The following is a 23,242-nucleotide window of genomic DNA, read 5'->3' as shown; positions in this document are numbered from 1 at the left end:
GCCGCCGCATGGTGCAGGACCAGATCGCCGCGCGGGGGGTGCGGGACCAGCGCCTGCTCACGGTGATGCAGGAGATTCCCCGGCACCTGTTCATGGAGCAGGCGCTGTGGCGGCGGGCCTACGAAGACCATCCCCTGCCCATCGGCGGCGGCCAGACCATCAGCCAGCCCTTCATAGTGGCCCTGATGACCGACGCCCTGGGGCTCACCGGCCGCGAAAAGGTGTTGGAAATCGGCACGGGCAGCGGCTATCAGACCGCCATCCTGGCCAAGCTGGCCGACTGGGTTTTCTCGGTGGAGCGCCTGCCCGAGCTGAGCCGCAAGGCCCAGACGGTGCTGGAGGAGCTCAAGATCTTCAACGTGAACCTCCTCGTGGGCGACGGCACCAAGGGCTGGCCCGAGGAGGCCCCCTACGACGCCATCATCGTCACCGCCGGGGCCCCGGTGACCCCCCGCCCCCTGGTGGAGCAGTTGACCGAAGGCGGCCGCCTGGTGGTGCCGGTGGGCCAGCGGGGGGAGCAAAGCCTCCTGCGCCTCACCCGCCGGGGCGACAAGGTGCTTCAGGAAGACCTGGGCGGTTGCCGCTTCGTGGACCTGGTGGGGGAATACGGATGGTAGAGGCGGCCCGGCTCATCAGCGTGATCGGGGCCGGGCAGGCCGACCAGAGGCAAAAGGAACACGCCTTTCGGGTGGGCGAGCTATTGGCCCGCGCCGGTTGGGGAGTGGTGTGCGGCGGGCTGTCCGGGGTGATGGCCGAGGCCTGCCGGGGCTGCGCCTCGGCCGGGGGCCTCACCGTGGGGCTGCTGCCCGGCACCGAGCGCCAGGCGGCCAACCCCTGGGTGCAAGTGATCCTGCCCACCGGCCTGGGCCAGGCGCGCAACGCCCTGGTGGTGTTGGCCGGGCAAGGGGCCATCGCCGTGGGCGGCGGGGGCGGCACCCTGAGCGAGATCGGCCACGCCCTCAAGGCGGGCCGCCCGGTGGTGAGCCTGGGCTCCTGGGAGGTGGCGGGAGTGCCCCAAGCCGAAAGCCCCGAGCAGGCGGTGGGCATGATCCTGGAGTTGACGGCCGCCTAGCCCCGCCCCGGCGGCCTCGTTGACGAGGCCCCGCCTTTCGTGCCATGCTGACGGCGGTTTTTCATTCACACGAGGCCGCCGCCATGACCAATGCGCACAACACCCAGGACGACTGGGATCTGATCCTGGCCAAGCTGCACCTGTTCGACAAGCTCAAGCTGGTTTGGGAAAAATCGCGCGACTGGGTGACCCAGGACCTGCTGGAGGTGGACACCCTTTACGAGCTGGCGGTGCTGGCCGCGGTCTTCGGGGTTTCCTGGCTCCTGGCTCGCCGGCTGCGCGCCGTGCTGGCCCCGCGCTGGGCCGAGGTCATGGAGCGGGGCGGCCGCCGGGCCCAATGGCGGCGCGACCTGTTGCGCTTGCTGGACCCGGTCATCTCCCTGGTCTTCCTGTGGCCCCTGTACCTCCTGTCCTCCGCCGCGGGCATGGACAACGACCTGTTGACCCTGTTCGCCAACGCGGTAGGGGCCTGGGTGCTCATCCGCCTGGTGACCACCGCCCTGTTCAAGCCGTTCTGGGCCCGCGTTTTCGCCATGTTCATCTGGGCCATCGCAGCGCTGAGCATCTTCGGCCTGCTGGGCGAGGTGGTGCGGCTGCTGGACGCCATGAAGATGACCGTGGGCAGCCTCAAGCTCTCCCTGCTGGATCTCTTGGAGTCCCTGCTGTTCTTCACCATCCTCTTGCGCCTGGGCATCCGGGCGGGCACCTTCATGGAGAATCGCCTGGCGGCCAGCGGCGAGCTGGAGGCCTCCACCCGGGCCCTGATCGGCCTGTTGGGCAAGACCGTGCTGGTGCTGGTGGTGGGCATCCTGTCCCTGGAGATCATCGGGGTGGACATGGACATGCTCACGGTGTTCTCCGGGGCCCTGGGCTTCGGCCTGGGCATCGGGCTGCGCACCGTGTTCAGCAACCTGATCAGCGGGGTGATCATCATGGTGGACAAGTCCATCCGGCCGGGCGACGTCATCTGGGTGGGCGAGGTGTTCGGCGAGGTCACCTCGCTTAGGGCCCGCTACGCCTCGGTGGTCACCCGCGACGGCCAGGAATTCCTGATCCCCAACGAAGATCTCATCTCCCGCCAGGTGATCAACTGCTCCTACTCCTCGCGGGAGGTGCGCATCAAGGTGCCCATCGGCATCGCCTTTGGCAGCGACGTGGATTTGGCCATGTCCCTGGCCGAGCAGGCGGCGGCCGACGTGCCGCGCATCCTGAAAAGCCCGCCCCCGGGCTGCCGCCTGGTGGGCCTGGGAGAATTCGCCATCAACCTGTCGTTGCGCTTTTGGATAACCGACCCCGAGCACGGCGTGTCCAACGTCACCACCGAGGTGCTCAAAAGGGTGCTCAAGCTTTTCGAGAAAAACGGGGTGGAGATTCCCATGCCCCAGCAAGAGGTGCGTATCAAGAGTCGGGCGGCGGAAGAGGCGTCCTAGCTCAGACGGCCGCCCCCACCCGGGCCGCCAGCTCCCGCACCTTGGCCATCACCTCGGCCACGTCCAGGGTGAGCAGCTCGCCGTCCCCCACCACCTGGCGGCCGTTCACCACCACCTGGCGCACCTCGCCGCCGCTGGCCGCGTACACCAAATGGCTGGCGGCGTCATAGCAGGGGGTAAGGCGGGGGTCGCCCAGATCCATTACCACCGCGTCGCAGGCATAGCCCGGCTCCAGGCGGCCCACCACGCCCGTCAGCCCCAGGCAGGCGGCCCCGCCGCGCAGGGCCAGGTCCAGGGCCGCCTCGGCGGGCAGGGCGGCGGGATCGCCGGTTTTCACCTTGGCCAAACGGGCGGCCAGGCCGATCTCACCAAAGAGATCCAGGTTGTTGTTGGAGGCCGCGCCGTCGGTGCCCAGGCCCACCGCCGTCCCGGCGGCCAACAGGGCGGGCACATCGGCCCAGCCCGAACCCAGCTTGCTGTTGGAGCCGGGGCAGGCGGCCACGGCCACGCCGCGCCGGGCCAGCAGTTCGGCCTCGCCCGGTTGCAGCCACACCGCGTGCACCGCCGTGCCCAGGCGCTCCAGCAAACCCAGCCGCTCCAGATAGGCCACGGGCGAGACGCCGTGGGCCTGAACGCAGTTGGCCACCTCCTCGGAGGTCTCGGCCAGATGGGTGTGCCACAGGCAGCCCAGCTCCCGGGCCGCCTCGGCCACTCCCCTTAGCGTGGCCTCGGAGCAGGTGTAGGTGCTGTGGGCGAAGACGCCCGCGCTGATGAGGGGGCCGTGACCCTGCCAGCGCTCCACGAAGCGCCGGGCCGTGGCCAGGTTGTCCGCCGGATCGGGCACGCCGGGGGCGGGGAAGTCGATGACCCCCTGATAAAGGGCCGCCCGGATGCCCGCCGCCGCGTAGGCCTGGGCCGCGCCGTCCAGGCAGAAGTAGGAGTCGCCCACCGTGGTGGTGCCCGAGAGCAGCATCTCGGCCGCGGCCAGGCGGGAGCACAGCTCGGTCATCTCCTGGCTCACCCAGCGGGCCTCGGCCGGGAACATGTGTTCCTGAAGCCAGACGCGCAGGGGCAGGTCGTCGGCCAGTCCGCGAAACAGCACCATGGCCCCGTGGCAGTGGGCGTTGACCAGGCCGGGCAGGATCAGCCCGCCCTGGGCCGCCACCACCCGGGCCCCCGGTGGCGCGGGCGCGGCCTCGGCCGGGCCGGCGTAGACGATCACCCCATCCACGGCCACCACCGCGCCCTGGGGCCAAAAGCGCCCCGGCCCGGCCCACAGGGGCCCGCCGGTGATGACCAGCTCGGCGGGCATCACAGCACCTCCCGCCCGGTGAGGGCCATCGCTTGCTGCCTGGCCTTGGCCACCACCTCCTCTTGGTCCATGACCTCCACCACCCCCTCGGCCATGAGCACCCGTCCGTGACACACAGTGTGCACGACGTCGGAGCCGCGCGCCGCGTAGACCAGGTGGCTCAGCGGGTTGTACATGGGGGTGAGATGGGGGCGGTCGGTGTCCAGCACGATGACGTCGGCCAGGGCGCCGGGCCGCAGCACCCCCAGCTCGCCGGGCAGGCCGAAGGCGACCGCGCCCCGGCTGGTGCACAGGCCCACCACCGCCTCGGCCGGGGCCGCGGTGGGGTCCAGGTTGGCGGCCTTGGCCAGCTTGGCGCAGGAGTCCATCTCCCCGAAAAGGTCCTGGTCGTTGTTGCTGGCGCAGCCGTCGGTGCCCAGGCCCACCTTGACCCCGGCGGCCAGCATGGCCGGCAAGGGGGCCACCCCGCTGGCCAGCTTCATGTTGGACTCGGGGCAATGAGCCACCCGGGCCCCGGCCTGGGCCAGGCGCTCAATCTCCGCCTGGTTCAGATCCACCCCATGGTCGATCCACAGGCGCTCGTTGACCAGCCCCAGGTCTTCCAAAACCGCCAGGGGCCGGGCGCCCCACATCTTTTGCACCTGGGCGGTCTCCTCCCGGTTTTCGGCCAGGTGGATGTCCAGGCAGGCCCCGGTCTCGGCGCTGAGGGCCCCGGCCCGCTCCATCAGCCCGCGCGAGCAGGTGTAGAGCGCGTGGGGCATCACCGCAGCGCTCAGGCGGGGGTGGGGGGCCAGTTCGGCGATGAAATCCCGGGTGAGGGCCAGGCCGTTGTCGATTTGGCCGTAGGAGGGGGAGTCGAAGTCGTAGAGCACCTCGCCCAGCACCGCCCTGAGTCCCGCGTCGTCGGCCGCCCGGGCCACCTGACGGGCGAATAGGTACATGTCGCAAAAGGCGGTGATGCCCGAGCGGATCATCTCCAGGCACCCCAGCATGGCTCCCCAGTACACCGCCTGGGGGGTGAGGTTCTTCTCGGCCGGGAAGATGTGCTCGTTAAGCCAGGTGTCCAGGGGCAGGTCGTCGGCCAGGCCGCGCATCAGGGTCATGGCCGCGTGGGTGTGGGCGTTGATGAGCCCCGGCATGATCAGCCCGCCGCGGGCCCGCAAGACCCGCCGCGTCGAGTCGGCGGCGGGCGGCAGCGCGGCGGTGGGGCCGCAATAGGCGATGCGCCCCTGTCGGATGAGCAGCGCGCCGTCCGGGATGAGCGAGCCCGCCTCGTCCATGGTCAGGACGGTGCCGCCCGTAATGCAAAGTTCTTCCACCTGCCCGGCTCCCGCTTGCAAGATTGGCTGGCCCTATAAGGTAGCACAAGAGCCGGGAGCGGGCGATGGCGGCGCACCGGCCTGCATCGCCCGTTCCCGGCTCCCAAGGGCGGCCCGGGGCCAACGGCCGGGGGCAAAAGTGATTAGCGGGAATAGGCGCAAATGGCGTCGTAGATGCCCGGGATGACCCCCTTCTTGCGGGTAACGGTCACGGTGATGCTGTCGCCCGCTTGCATGTAGTTGCGGCCGAGCACCGAGGAAAGGCCCTGGGAGAACCCTGAGGCGTTGCAGGTGTCGCTGCCGTCGGAGGTCATGTAGCGATCCGGGCTGGTGATCCTGAGCCCCCGGTCCAGGTAGAAATGATCGCCTTTGCCCAGCGGCGGGAAGTCGGTGTAGACCCCGCTGGCGCCGATGTCGGTGGTGGCGCCGCTGCCCTGGCGGGTGCTGGAGCCGTTGACGATCTTGTAGCTGGCAAAACCGAAGTTGATGTCGGAGTAGGTAGTGTTGTTGACCACCTTGATGGAGGTCCCGGCAAAGGCGGTGCCGGCCGCGCCGATGGCGACAAGGCAAAAAATGGCAAGCAAACCTAGGGCCAAGGAAAATCTCTTCATTTTAACGACTCCGGATTGTCGGTTCTGGCCGGTAAGACGGACCGGGATGATCGATTAAGCCAACGTTACAATGGTATTTAGTTGAACCAGGCTCAAAGATCAACCCCCTTAAGGCCCTCTCCACCTTTTACCCGCCAAAAGCCCGGGCCATGCGTCTGGGTGCGAGCTGCCCCCGCGCGTGGAGGCCTTGCGCGCTTGACCGTTGACATCGATTTTTGAAAACCGGGAGAATTAAACAAAGGCCGTGCAGAAGTTGTCGCGTCCCCAATCCCCGGCAGGGCGTGAGCCCAGCCTCTGGTGAAAGGATGTCTCATGCAGCAGGACGCCTTAAGCATTCGGTTGATGCGGGCCGAGGATTTCGACGCCGTGGTGGAGATAGACCGCAAGATCATGCGCACCGCCCGTCCGGAATATTACCAACTTAAGTTCGACAAGCTGTTCAAGTCCAAGGACTACGTGCCCGCCTCCCTGGTAGCCGAAAACGCCGACGGCACGGTGGCGGGCTTTGTCATGGGCGAGCTGTACCTGGGCGAGTACGGCATCCTGCAGGAGGAGGCCACCCTGGACACCATCGGGGTGGACCCCGACTTCCAGCAACAGGGCGTGGGAGAGCGCCTGATGCGCGAGTTCATGGAGCACATGAAGAGCCTGGGGGTGGAAAAGGTGCACACCCTGGTGCGCTGGAACGACTCGGGCCTGCTCCATTTCTTCAGCGCTAACGGTTTCGGCCCCTCCCAGACCATCAACCTGGAGAGGAGCGTGTAGCCGAATATCAGGTTGGGGCCCCGGCCTCCCTCCGGCCGCGCCGCGAGGCTCGGTTCAGCCGGCCCGCTTGAACAGCTTGAACGCTCTGAGGCCGGCCAGGGCCTTGGCCGCCACTATCGCGGCCGGAAAGAACATCAAGAACCCGATCCTGGCCTGGAACCTGACAAAGGGCCCGTTGACGGTGGCTATGAACAGGGCGTTGATCAAGATGGCGATAAGGGCGAAGGCCGCCAGTTTGACGACTATATCCTGCTCACGTCTTTTCCAATACCGCACCACATAGGCCAGGCAAAGCAACATGGAACCCGCGAAGGTCAGGGCCAGGGGTTTTTTAAGCCTATTGAAAATCGGCAGGAACTTGCCGGTCTGCTGCCAGGAGCTCATATATTGCGGCAAACCGTCCGGCGCGTGCTTCTTGAACGCTTCGAAAAACCAGGCGCCCTCGTTGGGGTACAACCCGCGGCGCAGGTCGTAATGGGAAAGCAGGCGAAAGGTGTCTTGGGCGATCGCGGCAAGCTGATCGCCGTAATGGCCTCGCAAGCTGAATAAAACGAATTCCTTGCAGGCCTGATCAAACTCTCCCCAGGACAGGTTCAACTGCTCGCGCCCATCCCAGATCAGCCGGGCGTAACGTTTCTTTTCACTCCAGCCATGGATTTCATTCGTTAGCCGGCAAAACGCGAAGTCCGGATCTCGCGCGCATTTTTCATCTATCAGCTCGGGCATGTCCGTCGAAATTCTGGCGGCCAACGTCATCCACCCCGTCAGTCTCGGTCTGATTTTCCCCTGGCCGGCGGCCAGGTTGCCGGCATATATCAGGGCCAGGGCCCCTACCAGGCAACAGGCGACCAGGGTGATGAATTTCAGCTTTTGCCGCGCGAAAAACAAAAAGAGCCCGGCCGTGGCCAGGAAGATGGGGAAGTTGCCGTAATGCGCCGAACAGGCGATTGCGAATAAAACGACGATGACGGGATAGCTTAATCCCGTGGCCATGGCGAACAAGCAGATGAAGCCGATCAGGGCCCACACGTCCGCCATCAGATAGCCGGAGATAAAGCCCACCCCCGAAACGACCAGCGCCGCGTAATAGGAGTATTTGTATTTTCCGCCCAGGACAACGTTGGCCAAAAACACCAGGGCGAAGGCGGTGACGGCGGTCTGAACCAGGGCGTATCCCCAAGGGCCGCCCAACACCACCGCCGGACGCATGAGCAGGCCCAGCACCGGGCTTCGGGACGTGCCGGGATACCCCCCGGCATAGCCCCAGGAGTCGTAGTAGACAAAGGGGTAGCCGTTCATCAAGGGGAACCAGAGCAGAATCAAAAACGTGAATAAAAATAAAATCCACTCCGGCTTTTTCCACTCCAGCCGGTTTTGCTCCAACCACGGCATAGTCGTTATCATCCCCTCCAAAGGCCATCCCAAGCGCTTATCGCGCCGCCCCTGTTTCAGCGCCCCCGCTTGGCCCCCGCCCACAGGTTCCGCGCGTATTGGCGCAGCGCGGTCAGCAAGACGAACCACAGCGGGCGGTTCTGGTGCAAACGGACCTTGCCCAGAAAAACCTCCCGGAAACCGCGCTCGTCGCCATGGGCCGCGGCCGGGGCGCCGTAGGCCTGGTAGTAAATCTTGTCCAATGGCCGCGAAGACAAGGCAGCCAGCCGCCGCGAGAGCGCGCCGGGCACCGGAGCCGCCAGAAGATCGCAAAGGCCCTCCAGGGGCGGCCGCAGGGCGTTGGCCGAATGGAGGGCCCGGGCCCGGGCCAGCACCCGTTCCCAGTCGATGGAGCCTTGACGGAGCATGTGGAAGGCATCGGCCAGCCAGGCCAGCGGCTCCCCGTCCCGGCGCCAGCCACCGTCCGCCAGGGCCAGGAACAAGGCGTCGCCGTGCTGCATGACCGTTAGACGCATTCCCTGGAAATCCAGGGGCAGCGCGTCTTGCCACAACGGCCGGCACGGCTCTTCCTGAAAAACATGGGGCAGTAAGCGCCACCGCAACTCCAGGCCCGGGTCTTGGCGCATCTTGAACTGCAGCGAACCGCCGTAGCGCAAATTTGCGGGGATCTGGTTCAGAGGCTGCCAGCCCAGCTCTTGCGCCGCCTGGGCGGCGGCCCGCAGTTGGGAAGGCCGCACGGCCAAGACCATGCGGTTCAGGGGGCGCAGGCCCGGGTCTTGGTAGGCCGTCAGCAGCGCAGCCAGGCCGCCCAGGGGCAGCGCGGTCACGCCCTTGGCGGCGAAGGCCTGCACGATTTGCCCCAGCCGTTTGCAGGCCATCTGGTTGACCAGCCAGGTCCTCTTGTAAACCCCCTTGAGTATGGATACCAGAGGGTCGTCCACCCCCAGGCGGGTCAGGTTCTGGTACAGGCTGGGCATCAGCGCATAGGCGCCGGGCTCCAGCACCTCGATGTCGGCCGCCTCGCGCCAGCCTTGCCAGGCCCGCAAGGCCGGGTCGCCGGTCAGGAGCGAGGCCTGGAGCAGCAGCGCCTGGGTGGGGCTGAGCCCCAACCGCGCCGCCGGCGAAGCGCCCCGCCCGTGCATCTAGGCCGGGGTCCCAGGCTGGGGGTCCTGCATGAACCGGGACGCCTGCAGGTTGTACATCCGGGCGTAGCGCCCGCCCAGGGCCAGCAACTCCCGGTGGCCGCCCAGCTCCACGATGCGTCCCTGCTCCATAACCGCGATCCGGTCGGCCATGCTGACCGTGGTGAAGCGGTGGGAGATCAAGATGGTGGTCTGATTGCGGGCCATCTCGCTGAAGCGCTGGAAGATATGGTATTCGGTCATGGCGTCGAGGTGGGCGGTGGGCTCGTCCAAGACCAGGATGGCGTCCTGGCGGCAAAAGGCCCGGGCCAGGGCTATCTGCTGCCACTGGCCGCCGGACAGGGAGTATTCGCCGAACAGCCAACCCAGCTTGGTGTCGTAGCCGTTGGGCAGGCTGGTGAGCATGTCGTGGATGCCGGTTTCCCGGGCCACCCGCTCGATCCTCTCGGGGTTGCCGCCCAGCTCCAGCCAGTTGCCAAAGGCGATGTTCTCAGCGGCGCTGGCCTCGTAGCGGCCGAAATATTGCAAGGCGAAGGAGAAGCGTTGATGCAGCGCGTCCCTTCGCCAAAGCCGCAGGTCCAGGCCGTCCACCAGGATGCGCCCCTGGTCCGGTGAGTACAAGCGGCCCAGCAGCTTGACCAGGGTGGACTTGCCCGTACCGTTCTCGCCCACCAGGGCCAGGGTCTCTCCCGGTTCTACGCTCAGGCTGATATCGCAGAGGGCCGGGCGCTCCCCGCCGGGATAGGTGAAGCTCACCCCCTGCACCTCGATGCGCCCGGTGCGGCGCTCCGGAACCTGGCCGCCGTCCGGTTCCTGCTTCAGATCGTAGTCGTACAGGGACATGAGGGCGGAAATATGGAAGAGGCTCTTGCGCATTTCGCCCACGCCGCTCATGGAGGCCTGCATCAGCGTGCGCACCTGGGTCACGGCCCCGGCGAAGATAACCAGGTCTCCGATGGTGAGGCGGCCCTTCAGGGCGTATTGCACCACGTCCCACAAGAAGTAGTACACCACGGCTACCAAGATGGCTGTGAACCCCAACTCGCCGATCAACTGGAGGCGCAAGACCGCTTTGCGCCGCCCAATGATGTCCAGCACCAGCTCGCGGAAGCGATCGATGCACAGGCGGCCCAGGGACAGGAGCCTGATCTCCGAGGCGGAGGAGGCTTCGGTCAGCATGCGCACGTAGTAGTGGGACCAGCGCCACTTGGAGACGTTGGCCTTTTCCTCCTGATATCCCCGGCGGGCCAGGACCAGGTTGAACAACAGGTAGGCCACGGCCACCGGCAGCGCCACCAGGAAAAAGACCGGGGCGATGGCCGTGATGATGACCACGAAGCCCAGGGCGATCAAGGCGTTGCTGGCCACCCGGATGGTGTTGTTGATGAAGATGGAAAAATGCAGCCCGGCGCTCTGGCGGACCTGGTGCAGCACATCCTGGAACTGCCTGTTTTCCAGCAGGGCGAACTCCAGGAGCGACACCCGGCGCAATACGTCGGAGACGATCTCCAGGTCCAGCTTGTCCTTGAGCAATTGGCTGCAAAAATTGAACACCGAGACCATTAACGCCATGACCATGGTCAGGAGCATGCTCAACACCAGCCAGGGCCAAGCCCGCTCCAGGGAACCGGCGGCCACGGCGTTGATGAGCTCCCGCCCGGCCAGGGCCAGGCCCAGTGGGATGAGGCTGCGCACCAGGCCGGTGGTCAGCACCAGCAGGAGCAGCCTTTTGTCGATGCCCCGGGTGCGGCGCAGGGCCCAGAGCACCGCGCTCTTGATGCTGCGCGTCTCGGGTTGTGCTTCGGGTTGGTTCATGGTGTTTCGGGCCCTAAGCCTTTTCCGGGTCGGAGGTTGCCGGCCCGCCGGCTTGGGCCCGGCGGCGGTCCAGGGCGGCCTTCAACAGGCGCGCGTAGTCGGCGCGCTTGCCGCCCTGCAAGATGCCGGTGTTGGTGGTATGCAGGCGGCGCCGCAAAAGCACCCGGGGCACCAGGTGGCTGACCAAGCCCAGCTCCTGGGCCCTGGCGTACCAGTCGATGAACTCGCCCACGTCGTAGCTGGTGTCGAAAAGCCCCACCTTTTCGAAGGATGCGCGCCGGATCAGGCAGGTGCCGGCCACCATGCCTTTTTGTATGGGCGGCGGCTCCTGCGGCACCTGGCTCATCTCCGGGCTGTAGAACTGCTCCGCCAGGCCGAAGACCATGTCCACCTCCGGCCTTTGCTCCAGCACCGCGAACTGGGCTTGCAGCTTGCCGGAGGTCCAGAGGTCGTCGGCGTCCAAAAAGGCCAGGAATTCCCCCGAGGCCGCTCCGATGCCCGTGTTGCGAGCCCCGGCGATGCCCTGATTGGCCTGCTGGAGGCAGGTCACTTGCTCGAAACCCCGGGCCACCGCGGCGGTGTCGTCGGTGGAGCCGTCGTTCACCACGATGATCTCCCGGGGCGGTGGCTGTTGCGCCAGAACGCTCTCGATGGCCTCGGCCAGGTATTTCCCGGCGTTGTAGGCGGGGATGATCACGCTGGTGTCATGGAGAGGAGCTAGGGAAGGCATGGCTATAACGACCTGTATACCGCGCTGTTTTTAAAGCTGTCCAGGAAGTAATCCCAGGTGATCTTGTCTTGCACCCCGCTGTGCGCCAGATAGTCGTGCGCCTTTTTTACGAGCTCCAGGTCGAGCGCCTTTTGGGCCGCCTCTTCCAGGGTGTCGTAGTACAGCGGATAAGCGTCCCCCAGATACTCCCGCACCGCCGGCAAGGGGTTTACCAGCAGGGGCGTGGCCCGGGCTATGCACTCTACTATGGTGTTGTTGGCCGCGCTATCGAACAGATAGAGAAACACCAGGTTTTGTGCCAGCAGCTCGTCGTATTCGGCATTGGGCAGGGGCCGCAGGGCCTGGGTGTTGGCCGCGTACTCCGGTTCGATCTCCACGCCATAATGCGCCTTTTCCCGCCGCACTATTTCCTCGATGGCGGCCAGAAAACCGGGCGACGGCTCCAGGAAGGCTTTCCCGTAGCCCAGGGGATTGCCCTTTATTAGCGGCAGGCGCCGGATGGCCACGTGGCTGCGCAGCCAGTTGCCGATCTGCACCACCAGCTTTTGCCGGTTGTCCATGAAGCGCCCGAAATCGAAGCGGACCTCGGGCGTCTCGGTGGGGTGCAACAGGCTGGAGACCGGTTTGCCGGTCTGTTGTTGGACCCAGCCTTTCAGATGGCTCGAAAGGGTGAACAGCCCCCGGCAGTGGTCCAGGCTTTTTCGCCAAACCGGCTTTTTGAAAATACTCTGGGGAGCCAATTGATATTCATACCACTCGGGCATTTCATGGGGATCGTGGATGAAACCGACCCACGGCTCGGTGTAGGGCACCAGGCCCTTTTCCTCGGAGGTGGCCAGGGCCTGGAAGGTGCCGTCCTTTTTCATCTGCTCCAGCACCTCTGGCGGATTCACCCAATCCTTCCATTGGCTGTGACCGAAATTGGCCTCGATGGCCGTGTCCAACATCACCCCTTTGGCATTGTGCAAAGGGCTGAGCGCCTTGACGGCCGGCCCCCAGCCGCTACGGTGATGGGACCAGGAAATGCGCTGATCCAGGCATATCTTGCCCGCGGGGTTGCTGGGTGAGTCTTCCCGGCCGCCGGTGACCGTGGGCATTTGCGAGTTGGCTTGGCTCGATTGCAACAGGCTGTCGACATATTCGAGATATTTGCTTACGATAAAATCCTGAGGGTCCAACTCCAGGGCTCGGGCATAATATTCCCGAGCTTTTTTTACCTGGCCGCTTACCAGCATCAGCAAACCCAGCCTTTCATACGCCTTAACAAAGGTGGGGTCCTGTGCTAGTATCTGTTGGTAATTCAACTCCGCGTTAGCGATGTTTCCCTTCAGACGCCATATGTTGCCGAGGTGATATAAGTGCTCAATTGTGTCCGGCCGTTTGCTGTGCTCCGTCATGCGCTAGACATCCAAGACCGTTAAATGAAAATATTAATGATAGCCCCCTATTTGCCTTATCCTCCCAATTCGGGCGGCAGAATAAGGATGTGGGAGGAGATACGCTACCTGGGGCAACGGCACGATTTGGACCTGGTCTGTTTGTCCGAGCCCGCCGAAGCCGAGCATGCCGATAGTATACAAAAGTACTGCCGCGAAGTTAACCTAATTGTACGTTCGGTGTTTCAGCCGCCCCCCGGCGAGAATGCCAACCTGCCGGTGCTGGTTCTGCACCACTGTTCCCGGTCCCTGGAAAGGGCCTTGGTGCGGGCGGCCAAAAACACCTACGACGCGATAATGTTCGAGCACATATACACCTCGCAATATCAGCCGCTTTTCGATGCCGGCCCCAGCGTTTTGGCCGAGCACAATATCGAGTCGGAAATCATGGGACAAGCCGCGGTTTCACCACCGGATATTACAGGCAAACCCCAAAAGATAGTTGACTGGAAACTATACGCGGCCAAGATGCATATGGCCGCCTATGAAGATAAGGTTTGGCCAAGATTTCCGCTGCGCTTAACGGTAAGCCGGGAGGATAAATCCGTAATCGACGAACGTTGCCAACGCGGCAAAACCGTGGTGATCGAAAACGGCGTCTCCGTGGAATCCATCCCGCTGATCGAGCAAGCCAACTCCCGCGACATCCTGTTCATGGGCTCGATGAGCTACTTTCCCAACGTCGACGCGGCCCTGTATTTTTCCGAGCGCATCCTGCCCCTTATCCATCAAGCCGACAGCCGGGTGCGGTTAATCATCGCGGGCCGCGACCCCACGCCGGAGATCAGGCGCTTGCACGGCGCCCCCGGCATCCAAGTGGTTTCCAACCCGCCCAGCATGGAACGCGTGGCCGAACAATGCGCCCTGACCGTCGTGCCCTTGCGCCTGGGGGGCGGAACCCGTCTGAAAATCCTGCACGCCATGGCCATGGGCCTGCCGGTAGTGAGCACCAGCCTGGGTTGCGCCGGGTTACAGGTGGCCCACGGGCGGCATTTGCTGGTGGAGGATCAGCCGGAGGCCTTTGCCCGGGCGGTGCTCGAGCTGCTGGACGACCGCCCCAGGCGGGAGGCCCTACGTCACGGCGGGCGCGAGTTGGTGGAGCAGCGCTACGACTGGCGCATCATCCTGGCCAAATTGGACGATTGCCTCGCCGGTTGAGTTCCGCCCGCGGCAAAAATCCCCGACCGCCAAGGCGCTCCACCCAAGCCTGCAATTTATGGCGCTCCTCACTACACAAGCCTATCGGTTTTTCTGGATAACCCGGCGCGACTAAAGTATTCTGATAGTGATTATGGCTACTGGTCCGCCTCCTTTAGGCCCGTTGTTTTCCGACAAGGCCGATTTAGAGGCATAGCTGGCGTCTCGCCGCGTAGCGGATAATCTGCCTGCCCAATCAGCCTCCGAGCCGCCCAACCGTTTGACGGATTGGAGGGCGTGGACACTGGATTGTTGCCATGCTCCGCCCGGCAGCGACGCCGGGCCATGCAACGCAGTTGGACAACGTTTCAAAAGGATGCCCCATGTCTATGAGCTTGCAGATCAAAGGATTCGACGTTCATTCGGAAACTATCGCCGGTGAGACCGTGATCGTGCATCTGGCCACCGGCAATTATTACAGCCTACGGGGCGTGGGCACCGCCATCTGGAAGCTAATCGAAACGGGCGCCGGCGAAGAGCGGATAACCCAATGTCTCGCCGAGCATTATGGCCGGTCCGTGGAAGAGCTTAAAAAAGACGTTGGCGATTTCATAGCCAGGTTGCGCATGGAGGAGCTGATAGAGGACGGCCAGGCGGGGCAGGACGCGGCGGGCCTCGCGTTGGACACCCAGTCCCTGGAAAGCGCCTATGCTCCCCCGACCATAGAGACCTACAGCGACATGCAAGAGTTGTTGTTGATCGATCCGGTGCACGAAGTCGATGACACCGGATGGCCCAACAAGGGCTCGGACGCCAACTAGCTGATCCGGTGGCGGCTTCATCCAAAAACGAATTCGACGCGCTGTTCGCCCTGGCGCTGGCGGGCTTTGAGGCCCTGCGGGAGGAACGTGGCGTGGTGGAGCACCACTATGCCATCGGCCGGGACCAGCTCAAGCTGTGTTTCGCCGGGGACGCCTTGCAGCCGCTCATCACCCCGGCCTTGGAACATCTGGCCGTGGCGCCGGTGGACCAGCCGGAATTGACCATCATGGCCTGGGACTTGAAGTCGCTCACCAGCCGGCCCATGGTGGCCCTGGAAGGCCTGATGCGCACCTTCAGCTGGCATTGGTACTACTACCTGAACTCGCGCGGCGAGTTGAAAGGCCTGCTGGAAGACGACTTCATGGCCGCGTTCCATCCCGGGCCCAACATTTTCAGTCTGCTAGACGTGAAAAACCGGCGCGCCATCTATTGGGCCAACGACGCCGCCGAGGTTCCCTGGCACGAAACCGGCTCTCCCATGCGCAGCATCCTGAGTTGGTGGACCGCCAGCCAGGGCTATCAGTTCGCCCACGGCGGGGCGGTGGGCGTGGACGGCAAGTCCGTTTTGATCGTGGGCAAGGGGGGCAGCGGCAAATCCACCACCTGCCTGGCCTGCCTCAACGCCGGCTTGCAGTATTTGGGGGACGACTACACCCTCATCGACACGCGCGAAGAACCGCGGGTGTTCAGCCTATACAATACGGCCAAGCTCAAGGGTCCCGCCGACTTGGCCAGGTTCCCCCAGTTGACGCCCCACCTGGTCAACGCCGAGCGCCTGGACAGCGAAAAGGCCATGCTTTTCCTGCACGGCGATTTCGATGGCCAAATCATTGCCCAGAGCCCCCTCAAGGCGATCCTGATCCCCGTGGTGATGGACCAGGAGCACACCAAAATCTTGCCTGCCGGCCCAGCCGCCGGTTTGGCCGCCCTGGCTCCCAGCACCATTTTCCAACTGCCGGGTTCCGGCCGACAGTCCCTGCGCAACATAGCCGAGTTGGTGCAAAGGGTGCCTTGTTACAGCTTGCGGCTGGGCCGCGACCTGGCCGGGGTGGCCGAGACGATCCGGCGCTTTATAGCCAATAGTTCTTAACCGGGCGTGCCGGACGAAGCGGGCGGCTCAATAGCGGGGCCGAGTGCAATGGTTCGCCTTTTTCAGCAGCTTCCACCCGAGAGCCTTCAGCCTGCTCAGGTCGTAGTAGTGGCGGTTGGCATACTTGTAGTAACGCGCCGCCAGGCTCAAGGGCTCCTCTTGCGCCGGATAGCCCAGGTCGGCGGCCACGCCGGGAAACCTTTGGGCGAACCGCTTGGCCACCGCCTGGCTGAAAACCTTCTCGTACTGCCGGGGCTTGCCGTTTTGCACGTGCTCTTGCTCGAGCAAACCCTGGTTGCCGAAGATGGTGTTGTCCAGAAAGGCCTGGTCCGCCAAGGGCACCAGGTCTCCGCTCAGCCCGAGATGGGCCAGCACCCGGTGCCACAACTCCAGGCGGTAGTCGGTGATCAGATCCTCGTACCTCACGGTGGCGAACACCCCGCCCCCCCGGAAATTGAGCATCTGCAAGATGGTGTGTTTGGCTGAATGCCTCATCTCGAACAAGAGCTTGTCATCCAGCTCCCGATAGGAATTCAGCTGTTGCTGGTAAGACAAGCCCCCGAAAGAGTCCTTGGGCCGGTGGAGCCATTCTTCCCGTGACCAAGCGTGATATCTGGCGCTGGAGACCACCACGTCCCGGGGGTCGCGGATCATCCTGATCCCCTTGAACCATCCGGCGTCGATGGACCCGGGAACGAAGCGGCAATGGCCGTCGAAAACAATGCAGGGAATCCGCTCCGCCCCGATCTTACGGAGCGCTTGCGCCAATTGCTCCTCGGAGGGCATGAAATCGCTGGAGACATCATAAAACGGAACCGAAAGCTTGCGGGCCAACTCCCTGAACACGCAGAGCAGCCACACGGTACCGGTTTTATGGTATGTGCCTACTAGGATGGCTCCATGCATGGCCAATATCCGCGGAGGAGGTGATGCCGGGCCCCAATACGCCGGGCCGAGCGCTTATCGCAACGGCTTGGCGATCAGGCGGCACCAGCGATAGGGGTAATACAATAGGCGCAGCCCCTTGGGCAAGCCCAGGGTGCGCACCTCCTCGAATCCCACGGCGTTGGCCAGCCTCATCAGGCATTGCGCCTTGGCCCCCAGGTTGGGGCAGGCCATGAGTTGATATTTCAGCAGGCTGGCCTGGCCGGGTTCGCGCCCCCGGCTTTCGTAGATGCCCTGGCCCACGGCCTGGGCCAACTCCCGCGCCTTGGGCATCAACTCTCGGCAGAGGGCATCCTCTTGCAGCCCCGGGTTGAGCGGCACTCCCAAAAGAGACTCGACCAGGCACAGACATGACAGGAAAATCAGCATGTTCTGGGTGTCACCCAAGAAAGAGCCGCGCAGGGCGGCCAGATCCCAGTCCGGGGCCCGGACAAGCAGCATTGCCAGATCCACCAGCCAGGCCAGGCGATTCCAGCCGTGCTTGAAACCATGCAGGGCCAGGTAGACCAGGAGGTAGTCGGTGGCGAGCCGGGGGATTGCATGCCCGGCCAATTGGAGAGGCTCCGGGCTGAGCCGGAGGGACCAGTCGTCGTCGCCTCCGGCGATCAACGACAGCATGCGCCAGTGGAGGTCGACCTGGATCAGGTTGTCCCGGTTGACCAGGGGAATTTCGCCGCGTTGCCCCGTGAGGTAAGCGGGCCATTGCTGGGCCTCAGGCGGATGATCCGTCCCGTCGTCGATCACATAACCCGCCTCGTGCAGACAGGCGAGGGCCGGCAACGCCTGGTCCTGGGGAATCAACAGGTCGAGATCGCTGAACTCCCTAAAGGAGACGTCGCGGTATAGCTCCAGGGACAGGCAAGGGCCCTTTACCGGCACCGGCTCGAGGCCCCGCTCCCGCATGAGCAGCACCACCCGCACCAGCTCAGCGGTTCTTTTGAGATTGTCCAGGGTGATCATGCGGGCCTTTTGGGCCCACCAAGCCAACTCGATCGCGGGCACCTCCTCGGCCTGGACCGCGAGTTGGCGATAGATCAGGGGATGCAGCCGGTGGGGGGCGGCCAGGCCGCGCAAGGCGGCCCAGTCTTGAATCCGGGCTACGGGGGCCTCGCCGTTATGCAACCAGGCGCGGCAAAGGGACAGCAGATCATCGGTTGGCGTCAAGTGATTCCGGCCTCGTTGGCTTTTGGTGTGCGTTCAATCTTCCGTTGCCGTCCAATGTACCATTTTTTGGGCCAAAGCTCTTTCGAGTTGTCGCGGACCTGAAGGCGCGGCAGGCCAAAACCCGCGGTCATGCCCGTAGGCCCCAACTGGTTGCCGCGTAGAAAATCCCTTATCAACAAATCTTTACGGCGCTATCATCTTACCAAGCCAGATGCAAAGAAGTTGACGTCCTTATGATTGTTGCTCCCAACCAATGCGGTTGAGGGAGGGCAGGACAATTTTCGCCATGGGAGACCATCAAGTGGAAGATATAATCAGGCACATAAAAAATTTTATCAAGCCACTGTTATCCCGGGAAATGTTGGAAAGCTATTATAGATTTCGCCACCAGCGTCATTTTGCCCAAAGCTCCGTTGTTCCCTTTGCCAAAATCCTTGTCACCGGATCCAGTGGCTTCATTGGCAGGACCATAACCCCTTATCTGAGCCAATGCGGTTTCAGCCTGAGAGGCTATGACCGCGAACCGGCGGCCGGCCCGGAGGAATTCATTCAAGGGGACCTGCTGGATTTCACCACGCTCAGCCACGCGGCCCAAGGGGCCGATTGCATAATTCATTTGGCCGCTTCCCCCCATTTCGCCGATTTTGAGAGCCAATTGGTGCCATCCAACGTCTTGGGGCTTCACAACATCCTGGAAGCCGCCCGGCTGGCTGGCGTGAAGCGAATCATCCTGGCGAGCAGTTGCCAGGCGGCCTTTTTGCATGAAAAACAAAAACGCGTCAGGGTCAATGACCGCTCCCCCCTAGGCCACTATGGCCTCACCAAGCTGTGGGGGGAGGAAATGGGCCAACTGTATTCCCGCCGCTACGGCTTGTCCGTCCTGGCTGTGCGCCTGGGTTGGGCGGTCAACTCGCCGGCGGAGTTCGAAAACATGGCCACCTCGGCCGAAGGCAGGCCGCTGTTTTTAAGCCACGACGATTTAAGGGAATTATTTCGGTGCAGCCTGTATGCCCGGCCCACGCCCTTTGACGTGGTCTACGCCTTCAGCAAGCAGGAGCCCGAGATTTACGACATGAAACCGGCCAAAAGATTGTTGGGGTTCCGGCCACGAGACACCTATCCCCACGGGCTCGATTTTTAGCCGCATTCCCAGGCGCAATACGCCCAAGGCCTTTTCGGCGATCACTTGACCCGGTTGGATCAACCCTGCCCCGCTAGACGGCGCTCCCCGGCGTATTTCCCAACGGCGGGACCGCTATTCATGGGTCATCGGCATGCCATATTCCCTCTAGACGCCGACGGAAAAAACATCCATACTCTGCCGTCCTCGCCGCTCGAGGGCCGCGAGGTGGCAGGCTTACGCCAGGCAGCGCCCGCGGCGATCAAACGGTCCGCGCATATAAAAACCGGTGAATTGAGGGGTACCATGTCAAAAATGGCTGTGCGCTTCTTCGGTTTCCTGTTGTTGATGCTGCTGCTATGGCCCGGTCTGGTGGGGGCCGAAACCGACCGCAAGGGCAGCAAGGACCATCCGTTGTTCACCCGCATGCCTGACACCTACATCATGGGGTATCGCCAGGTCAATTTTGACGCCTACACCTTCACCCTGCCCAACCGGGGCAAAGAGCGGGTGGAGGGAAAGTTCTTCCTCATCGAGTATCAGACCAAAAAGGGCCAGCCCCGGGCCAGCGCCCTGGAAATCGTGCGCAACCACCAAGCGGCGATCACCCAGATCGGCGGCGAGGTGCTCTATGACGACAACAACCACATCACCACGCTGCGCCTGATCAAGGACGGCCAGGAGATATGGGCCAAGGTCGACTCGATCCAGGGCCGTTATACCCTGATCATCGTAGAAAAAAAGGCCATGAAGCAGTCCATCAGCTCCAAGGCCATATTCGATCAGTTGAGCCAAAAGGGTTTCATGGTCATCGACGTGCACTTCGACACGGCCAAGGCGATCATCAAGCCGGAGTCCTACCCCCTGATCGACCAGGTGGCGGGGATGCTCAAGCAACACCCAGAGTTAAAGGTGTCGGTGGAAGGCTACACCGACAACGTGGGCAGCCCCCAGGCCAACCAGAAGCTGTCCGAGGCGCGGGCCCAGGCGGTGGTCGCGGCCCTTACCGCCAAGGGAGTCGCCGCTTCGCGTTTGCAGGCCAAGGGCTGGGGTGAGCAAAAGCCGGTGGCCGACAACGCCACCGCGGCGGGCCAGGCCCTGAACCGCCGAGTGGAGTTGCGCAAGATGTAGGTGTTTGCCCGCCGGCGCCTGGTGTACCTGAGGGGCCGGCGGGCCGTCAAGGCTGGGGGGGGCAGACTACCAGTCGATCCCCGGCCAGTCGATGGGCATGGGGTCGCGGCTGGGATCGGGGTCGCCTTGACCTATGTCTCCCTGGTTTTTGCCGCCGGAGGCCTGGGCCAGGTAGGCGAACAAGAACAGGACCGCCAACGTCATTGCGATTGCCTCTTTCATAATCACCTACTCACGAGAGCGATTGAGGATCGCGCCCTCTCCCAGGTGGAAGTCGGCGCCGGCGGACCATCTTTATCAGTAATCATTTGTAGATAACTAAATCCCTCCAGTCAATATATATTTGGCCGCCGCCGGCAGGGCCCGCAGGAGCGAGACCGTGTTTGGCCAAACAAAGCGTCCGGGAGCGGCCCGCTCACCCCGGCAGGGCCAAATTTGCCTTCAGGCCGGGGCGTTGGGCGCCCCCGGCCGTTTCACACCATTGTAATGCCGGCGGGGTTGACCAAAGCATTCGATAAGCATTACCATTGTAATTTATAGAATGTTTTCATACCCCTGCCCAAAATAGACTATCTCGTAGCGTGCAAAGGCGTTGCCGGATAGCGGCGGCAGGGTGCGACAAAGCCCTGGTTTTCGATGAAAACGTTCCAGGGCTCTACGCTTTTCCGGCCCCCCACTTGGGGAGTTGAACATTCGCCAGGGCCTTGACCAGGGATTTTTGCATGACGCGCGAGGACAACAAGCTGCAGGGCGAACTTGAAGAGCGCTTGCGCTTTGAGATATTGCTGGCCGACATCTCCGCCCGCTTCGTTAACTTACCGGCCAGCATGGTGGACAGCGCCATCGAAGACTCGCAGCGCCGTATCTGCGAATGTCTCGGCCTGGAGTTTTCGGCCTTGTGGCAGTGGACCGAGGATTCGCCTCAATTTTTGACCCTGACCCATATTTTCACCCCGCCCTGGGGGCCGGAGCATCCCTACGGCATCAACGGCCTCGAAGAATTCCCCTGGACCTATGGGAAATTGGTCAACGGCGAGACGCTCTGCTTTTCCACCGAAGAGCTGCCCTCCGAAGCCCAGCGCGACCAAGACAGCTTCAGGCACTTTGGCGTCAAGTCCACGGTGGTCCTCCCCTTCCGCGCCGGCCAGGGGCCTTTTTTGGGCGCCGTATCCTTCAACATGCTCAGCCGGGAGAGGGCCTGGGCCCAAGACATGGTGCAACGCCTGAAGTTGCTGGCCCAGGTATTCACCAACGCCCTGGAGCGGAAACGCTCCGAGCGGGCCTTGCTGCTCAGCGAAGAGCGCCTGAGCTTGGCCGCGGATTCGGCCCAGGCGGGCCTGTGGGAACTCAATATAACCGACCAAACATTCTGGGTCACGGAGCGGGCCAGAAGCATTTTCCAATATCCCATGGGCGCGGACATCACCATGGATATGGTTGAATCCTCGGTGCACCCTGACGACCTCCCCCGTCTGCGCCAGGCCATCAAGGCGTCCATCACCAAAAACGAGCCCCTGTTCATCGATTACCGCATAACCACCGCGGACGGCGTCCAAAAGTGGATTTCATCCAGCGGCCGGCCCTATCGCAACTCGGCGGGAGAGCCGGAGCGCGTCCTGGGCGTGTCCATCGACATAAGCGAGCGCAAGCGAACCGAAAGGCAACTGCGCGAGCGCATGCAGGAAATAGAGGTTCTTAAGAAGGCGCTGGAGAAGGAAAACCTGGTCCTTCAGAAAGAGATCCAAAGCAGGGACGCGCGGGGCAACATCGTGGGGCGCAGCCCCGAGATAAAAACGGTCTTGGACAAGGTGGAGTTGGTGGCGCCCACGGACGCCACCGTGCTCATAGGGGGGGAAACCGGGGTGGGCAAGGAGCTCATCGCCCGGGCGGTGCATCGGCTCAGCACGCGCAAAAACCGGCCCCTGTTCGTGGTCAACTGCGCCTCCCTGCCCCCCACCTTGGTGGAATCGGAGCTGTTCGGCCGGGAAAAGGGCGCCTACACCGGGGCCATGACCCGGATGATCGGCCGCTTCGAGGCCGCCCATGAAACCACCCTTTTCCTGGATGAAATCAGTGAGCTGCCCCTGGAAATCCAGGCCAAGTTGCTGCGGGTGTTGGAGGAAGGGAGCTTCGAGCGCCTGGGATCGAGCAAAACGGTGCAGGTGGACGTCAGGATAATCGCCGCCTCCAACCAGGATTTGGAGCAGCTGGTCAACGAGGGCAAATTCCGCAAGGACCTCTTTTACCGGCTCAACGTATTCAGCGTTGAGGTGCCGGCCCTGCGACAGCGCGCCGAGGACATCCCGGCCCTGGTCTGGGCCTTTGTCAAACAGTACGAAGAAAAAATGGGCAAGCGCATCGATAACATCCCGCAGGCTTGCATGGAACGGTTGCAGCGGCACAATTGGCCCGGCAACGTGCGGGAGCTCCGCAACCTGGTCGAGCGGGCCATGATCGTTTGCGCCGGCCGGACCCTGAACATCGACCTTCCACCAGGCTTTCAGGATCAGCTTGGCGTCGAGGCCCCGACCCTTCAGGACACCGAGCGAAACCACATCATCAGCGTTCTGGAGCAAACCGGCTGGCGCATCTCCGGCCAAGGCGGGGCCGCCGAGATACTCGGGCTCAAGCGAACCACCCTGCAATCCAAAATGAAGAAACTGGCTATCCGGCGTCCTCAGGCCGATGCCTAAATGACGGCACTATTGACTAAACTTAGGCAATAATGCCGTACCCCCTCCGCCGCCCCGCGGGTGCCCAAGCACGACAACCCATAGTAAGCAAAGACCTTTTCCCTAAAAACCGCCCC

Annotated in this window: 21 protein-coding genes; 10 read left to right on the top strand and 11 right to left on the bottom strand. The window is 63.3% G+C overall.

Annotated features, from left to right (window positions below):
* The first annotated feature begins 8 nt into the window (after positions 1-8).
* From AACH32_RS02775 to AACH32_RS02765, 3 genes are all read left to right on the top strand, one after another.
* Positions 9-617 (top strand): protein-L-isoaspartate(D-aspartate) O-methyltransferase, encoded by a 609-nt coding sequence (locus AACH32_RS02775; protein ID WP_350341556.1) that lies wholly within the window; start codon positions 9-11, stop codon positions 615-617.
* Positions 611-1,072, top strand: a complete 462-nt coding sequence (locus AACH32_RS02770; RefSeq protein ID WP_338605197.1) for a TIGR00725 family protein — start codon at positions 611-613, stop codon at positions 1,070-1,072. The genes AACH32_RS02775 and AACH32_RS02770 overlap by 7 nt, the downstream gene beginning before the upstream one ends.
* An 83-nt stretch (positions 1,073-1,155) precedes the next feature.
* Positions 1,156-2,502 (top strand): mechanosensitive ion channel family protein, encoded by a 1,347-nt coding sequence (locus tag AACH32_RS02765; RefSeq protein ID WP_338605196.1) that lies wholly within the window; start codon positions 1,156-1,158, stop codon positions 2,500-2,502.
* Between the two features lies 1 nt (position 2,503).
* On the opposite strand, the gene AACH32_RS02760 is transcribed toward AACH32_RS02765, so the two are convergent.
* The 3 genes from AACH32_RS02760 to AACH32_RS02750 all read right to left on the bottom strand — a co-directional run bounded on the left by AACH32_RS02760 (position 2,504) and on the right by AACH32_RS02750 (position 5,744).
* Positions 2,504-3,814, bottom strand: coding sequence for an amidohydrolase (locus AACH32_RS02760; protein ID WP_338605195.1), 1,311 nt, complete (start codon positions 3,812-3,814; stop codon positions 2,504-2,506).
* The gene (locus AACH32_RS02755) at positions 3,814-5,133 is read right to left on the bottom strand and encodes an amidohydrolase family protein (protein WP_338605194.1); all 1,320 of its coding nucleotides are present in this window, start codon (positions 5,131-5,133) and stop codon (positions 3,814-3,816) included. The genes AACH32_RS02760 and AACH32_RS02755 overlap by 1 nt, the downstream gene beginning before the upstream one ends.
* A gap of 143 nt (positions 5,134-5,276) precedes the next feature.
* Positions 5,277-5,744 (bottom strand): hypothetical protein, encoded by a 468-nt coding sequence (locus tag AACH32_RS02750; RefSeq protein WP_338605193.1) that lies wholly within the window; start codon positions 5,742-5,744, stop codon positions 5,277-5,279.
* A 312-nt stretch (positions 5,745-6,056) separates the two neighbouring features.
* Here AACH32_RS02750 and AACH32_RS02745 point away from each other — a divergent pair, with 312 nt between their 5' ends.
* Entirely contained in the window at positions 6,057-6,509 is a 453-nt protein-coding gene (locus tag AACH32_RS02745; RefSeq protein WP_338605192.1) for a GNAT family N-acetyltransferase, read from the top strand.
* Positions 6,510-6,563: 54 nt separating this feature from the next.
* On the opposite strand, the gene AACH32_RS02740 is transcribed toward AACH32_RS02745, so the two are convergent.
* The 5 genes from AACH32_RS02740 to AACH32_RS02720 are packed head-to-tail and all read right to left on the bottom strand — an operon-like array spanning position 6,564 to position 12,985.
* Positions 6,564-7,901 (bottom strand): hypothetical protein, encoded by a 1,338-nt coding sequence (locus tag AACH32_RS02740; protein WP_338605191.1) that lies wholly within the window; start codon positions 7,899-7,901, stop codon positions 6,564-6,566.
* A gap of 56 nt (positions 7,902-7,957) precedes the next feature.
* A complete protein-coding gene (locus AACH32_RS02735; protein WP_338605190.1) occupies positions 7,958-9,043 on the bottom strand; it encodes a nucleotidyltransferase family protein in 1,086 nt (361 codons plus the stop codon).
* Positions 9,044-10,858 carry an ABC transporter ATP-binding protein gene (locus AACH32_RS02730; protein WP_338605189.1) on the bottom strand — a complete coding sequence of 605 codons (1,815 nt, stop codon included), beginning with the start codon at positions 10,856-10,858 and terminating at the stop codon, positions 9,044-9,046.
* Positions 10,859-10,871: 13 nt separating this feature from the next.
* The gene (locus tag AACH32_RS02725) at positions 10,872-11,588 is read right to left on the bottom strand and encodes a glycosyltransferase family A protein (protein WP_338605188.1); all 717 of its coding nucleotides are present in this window, start codon (positions 11,586-11,588) and stop codon (positions 10,872-10,874) included.
* 2 nt (positions 11,589-11,590) lie between these two features.
* Positions 11,591-12,985: a tetratricopeptide repeat protein gene (locus AACH32_RS02720; RefSeq protein ID WP_338605187.1), complete on the bottom strand. Its 1,395-nt coding sequence runs from the start codon at positions 12,983-12,985 to the stop codon at positions 11,591-11,593.
* A gap of 87 nt (positions 12,986-13,072) precedes the next feature.
* On the opposite strand from AACH32_RS02720, the gene AACH32_RS02715 reads away from it, so the two are divergent.
* The 3 genes from AACH32_RS02715 (at position 13,073) to AACH32_RS02705 (ending at position 16,073) form a co-directional block, all read left to right on the top strand.
* Positions 13,073-14,182 (top strand): glycosyltransferase family 4 protein, encoded by a 1,110-nt coding sequence (locus AACH32_RS02715; protein WP_338605186.1) that lies wholly within the window; start codon positions 13,073-13,075, stop codon positions 14,180-14,182.
* A 362-nt stretch (positions 14,183-14,544) separates the two neighbouring features.
* A complete protein-coding gene (locus tag AACH32_RS02710; protein ID WP_338605185.1) occupies positions 14,545-14,982 on the top strand; it encodes a PqqD family protein in 438 nt (145 codons plus the stop codon).
* A gap of 8 nt (positions 14,983-14,990) precedes the next feature.
* Positions 14,991-16,073 (top strand): hypothetical protein, encoded by a 1,083-nt coding sequence (locus AACH32_RS02705; RefSeq protein ID WP_338605184.1) that lies wholly within the window; start codon positions 14,991-14,993, stop codon positions 16,071-16,073.
* A gap of 27 nt (positions 16,074-16,100) precedes the next feature.
* On the opposite strand, the gene AACH32_RS02700 is transcribed toward AACH32_RS02705, so the two are convergent.
* Positions 16,101-16,979 (bottom strand): sulfotransferase domain-containing protein, encoded by an 879-nt coding sequence (locus AACH32_RS02700; RefSeq protein ID WP_338605182.1) that lies wholly within the window; start codon positions 16,977-16,979, stop codon positions 16,101-16,103.
* Positions 16,980-17,033: 54 nt separating this feature from the next.
* Positions 17,034-18,182, bottom strand: coding sequence for a nucleotidyltransferase domain-containing protein (locus tag AACH32_RS02695; RefSeq protein ID WP_338605180.1), 1,149 nt, complete (start codon positions 18,180-18,182; stop codon positions 17,034-17,036).
* Between the two features lie 253 nt (positions 18,183-18,435).
* On the opposite strand from AACH32_RS02695, the gene AACH32_RS02690 reads away from it, so the two are divergent.
* Positions 18,436-19,323 carry an NAD-dependent epimerase/dehydratase family protein gene (locus AACH32_RS02690; RefSeq protein WP_338605179.1) on the top strand — a complete coding sequence of 296 codons (888 nt, stop codon included), beginning with the start codon at positions 18,436-18,438 and terminating at the stop codon, positions 19,321-19,323.
* 285 nt (positions 19,324-19,608) lie between these two features.
* Complete coding sequence (locus AACH32_RS02685; RefSeq protein ID WP_338605178.1) at positions 19,609-20,433, top strand: OmpA family protein; 825 nt, start codon at positions 19,609-19,611, stop codon at positions 20,431-20,433.
* Positions 20,434-20,499: 66 nt separating this feature from the next.
* Here AACH32_RS02685 and AACH32_RS02680 read toward each other — a convergent pair whose 3' ends face one another.
* A complete protein-coding gene (locus AACH32_RS02680; RefSeq protein WP_338605177.1) occupies positions 20,500-20,637 on the bottom strand; it encodes a hypothetical protein in 138 nt (45 codons plus the stop codon).
* A 518-nt stretch (positions 20,638-21,155) separates the two neighbouring features.
* Here AACH32_RS02680 and AACH32_RS02675 point away from each other — a divergent pair.
* Complete coding sequence (locus AACH32_RS02675) at positions 21,156-23,126, top strand: sigma 54-interacting transcriptional regulator (protein WP_338605176.1); 1,971 nt, start codon at positions 21,156-21,158, stop codon at positions 23,124-23,126.
* Positions 23,127-23,242 lie beyond the last annotated feature (116 nt).

This window comes from Desulfoferula mesophila (genome assembly GCF_037076455.1).
Lineage (GTDB): Bacteria > Desulfobacterota > Desulfarculia > Desulfarculales > Desulfarculaceae > Desulfoferula > Desulfoferula mesophila.
Note: the sequence above shows the minus strand (reverse complement) of the source record. Positions and strands in the feature narration are given on the sequence as shown.

What these genes read in the sequence shown, in the direction of transcription:
- AACH32_RS02775 (WP_350341556.1), top strand. Translation starts at nt 9, where the DNA reads ATGGTGCAGGACCAGATCGCCGCGCGGGGGGTGCGGGACCAGCGCCTG.
- AACH32_RS02770 (WP_338605197.1), top strand. Translation starts at nt 611, where the DNA reads ATGGTAGAGGCGGCCCGGCTCATCAGCGTGATCGGGGCCGGGCAGGCC.
- AACH32_RS02765 (WP_338605196.1), top strand. Translation starts at nt 1,156, where the DNA reads ATGACCAATGCGCACAACACCCAGGACGACTGGGATCTGATCCTGGCC.
- AACH32_RS02760 (WP_338605195.1), bottom strand. Translation starts at nt 3,814, where the DNA reads ATGCCCGCCGAGCTGGTCATCACCGGCGGGCCCCTGTGGGCCGGGCCG.
- AACH32_RS02750 (WP_338605193.1), bottom strand. Translation starts at nt 5,744, where the DNA reads ATGAAGAGATTTTCCTTGGCCCTAGGTTTGCTTGCCATTTTTTGCCTT.
- AACH32_RS02745 (WP_338605192.1), top strand. Translation starts at nt 6,057, where the DNA reads ATGCAGCAGGACGCCTTAAGCATTCGGTTGATGCGGGCCGAGGATTTC.
- AACH32_RS02740 (WP_338605191.1), bottom strand. Translation starts at nt 7,901, where the DNA reads ATGCCGTGGTTGGAGCAAAACCGGCTGGAGTGGAAAAAGCCGGAGTGG.
- AACH32_RS02735 (WP_338605190.1), bottom strand. Translation starts at nt 9,043, where the DNA reads ATGCACGGGCGGGGCGCTTCGCCGGCGGCGCGGTTGGGGCTCAGCCCC.
- AACH32_RS02730 (WP_338605189.1), bottom strand. Translation starts at nt 10,858, where the DNA reads ATGAACCAACCCGAAGCACAACCCGAGACGCGCAGCATCAAGAGCGCG.
- AACH32_RS02725 (WP_338605188.1), bottom strand. Translation starts at nt 11,588, where the DNA reads ATGCCTTCCCTAGCTCCTCTCCATGACACCAGCGTGATCATCCCCGCC.
- AACH32_RS02720 (WP_338605187.1), bottom strand. Translation starts at nt 12,985, where the DNA reads ATGACGGAGCACAGCAAACGGCCGGACACAATTGAGCACTTATATCAC.
- AACH32_RS02715 (WP_338605186.1), top strand. Translation starts at nt 13,073, where the DNA reads ATGTGGGAGGAGATACGCTACCTGGGGCAACGGCACGATTTGGACCTG.
- AACH32_RS02710 (WP_338605185.1), top strand. Translation starts at nt 14,545, where the DNA reads ATGTCTATGAGCTTGCAGATCAAAGGATTCGACGTTCATTCGGAAACT.
- AACH32_RS02700 (WP_338605182.1), bottom strand. Translation starts at nt 16,979, where the DNA reads ATGCATGGAGCCATCCTAGTAGGCACATACCATAAAACCGGTACCGTG.
- AACH32_RS02690 (WP_338605179.1), top strand. Translation starts at nt 18,436, where the DNA reads ATGCGGTTGAGGGAGGGCAGGACAATTTTCGCCATGGGAGACCATCAA.
- AACH32_RS02685 (WP_338605178.1), top strand. Translation starts at nt 19,609, where the DNA reads ATGTCAAAAATGGCTGTGCGCTTCTTCGGTTTCCTGTTGTTGATGCTG.
- AACH32_RS02680 (WP_338605177.1), bottom strand. Translation starts at nt 20,637, where the DNA reads ATGACGTTGGCGGTCCTGTTCTTGTTCGCCTACCTGGCCCAGGCCTCC.
- AACH32_RS02675 (WP_338605176.1), top strand. Translation starts at nt 21,156, where the DNA reads ATGACGCGCGAGGACAACAAGCTGCAGGGCGAACTTGAAGAGCGCTTG.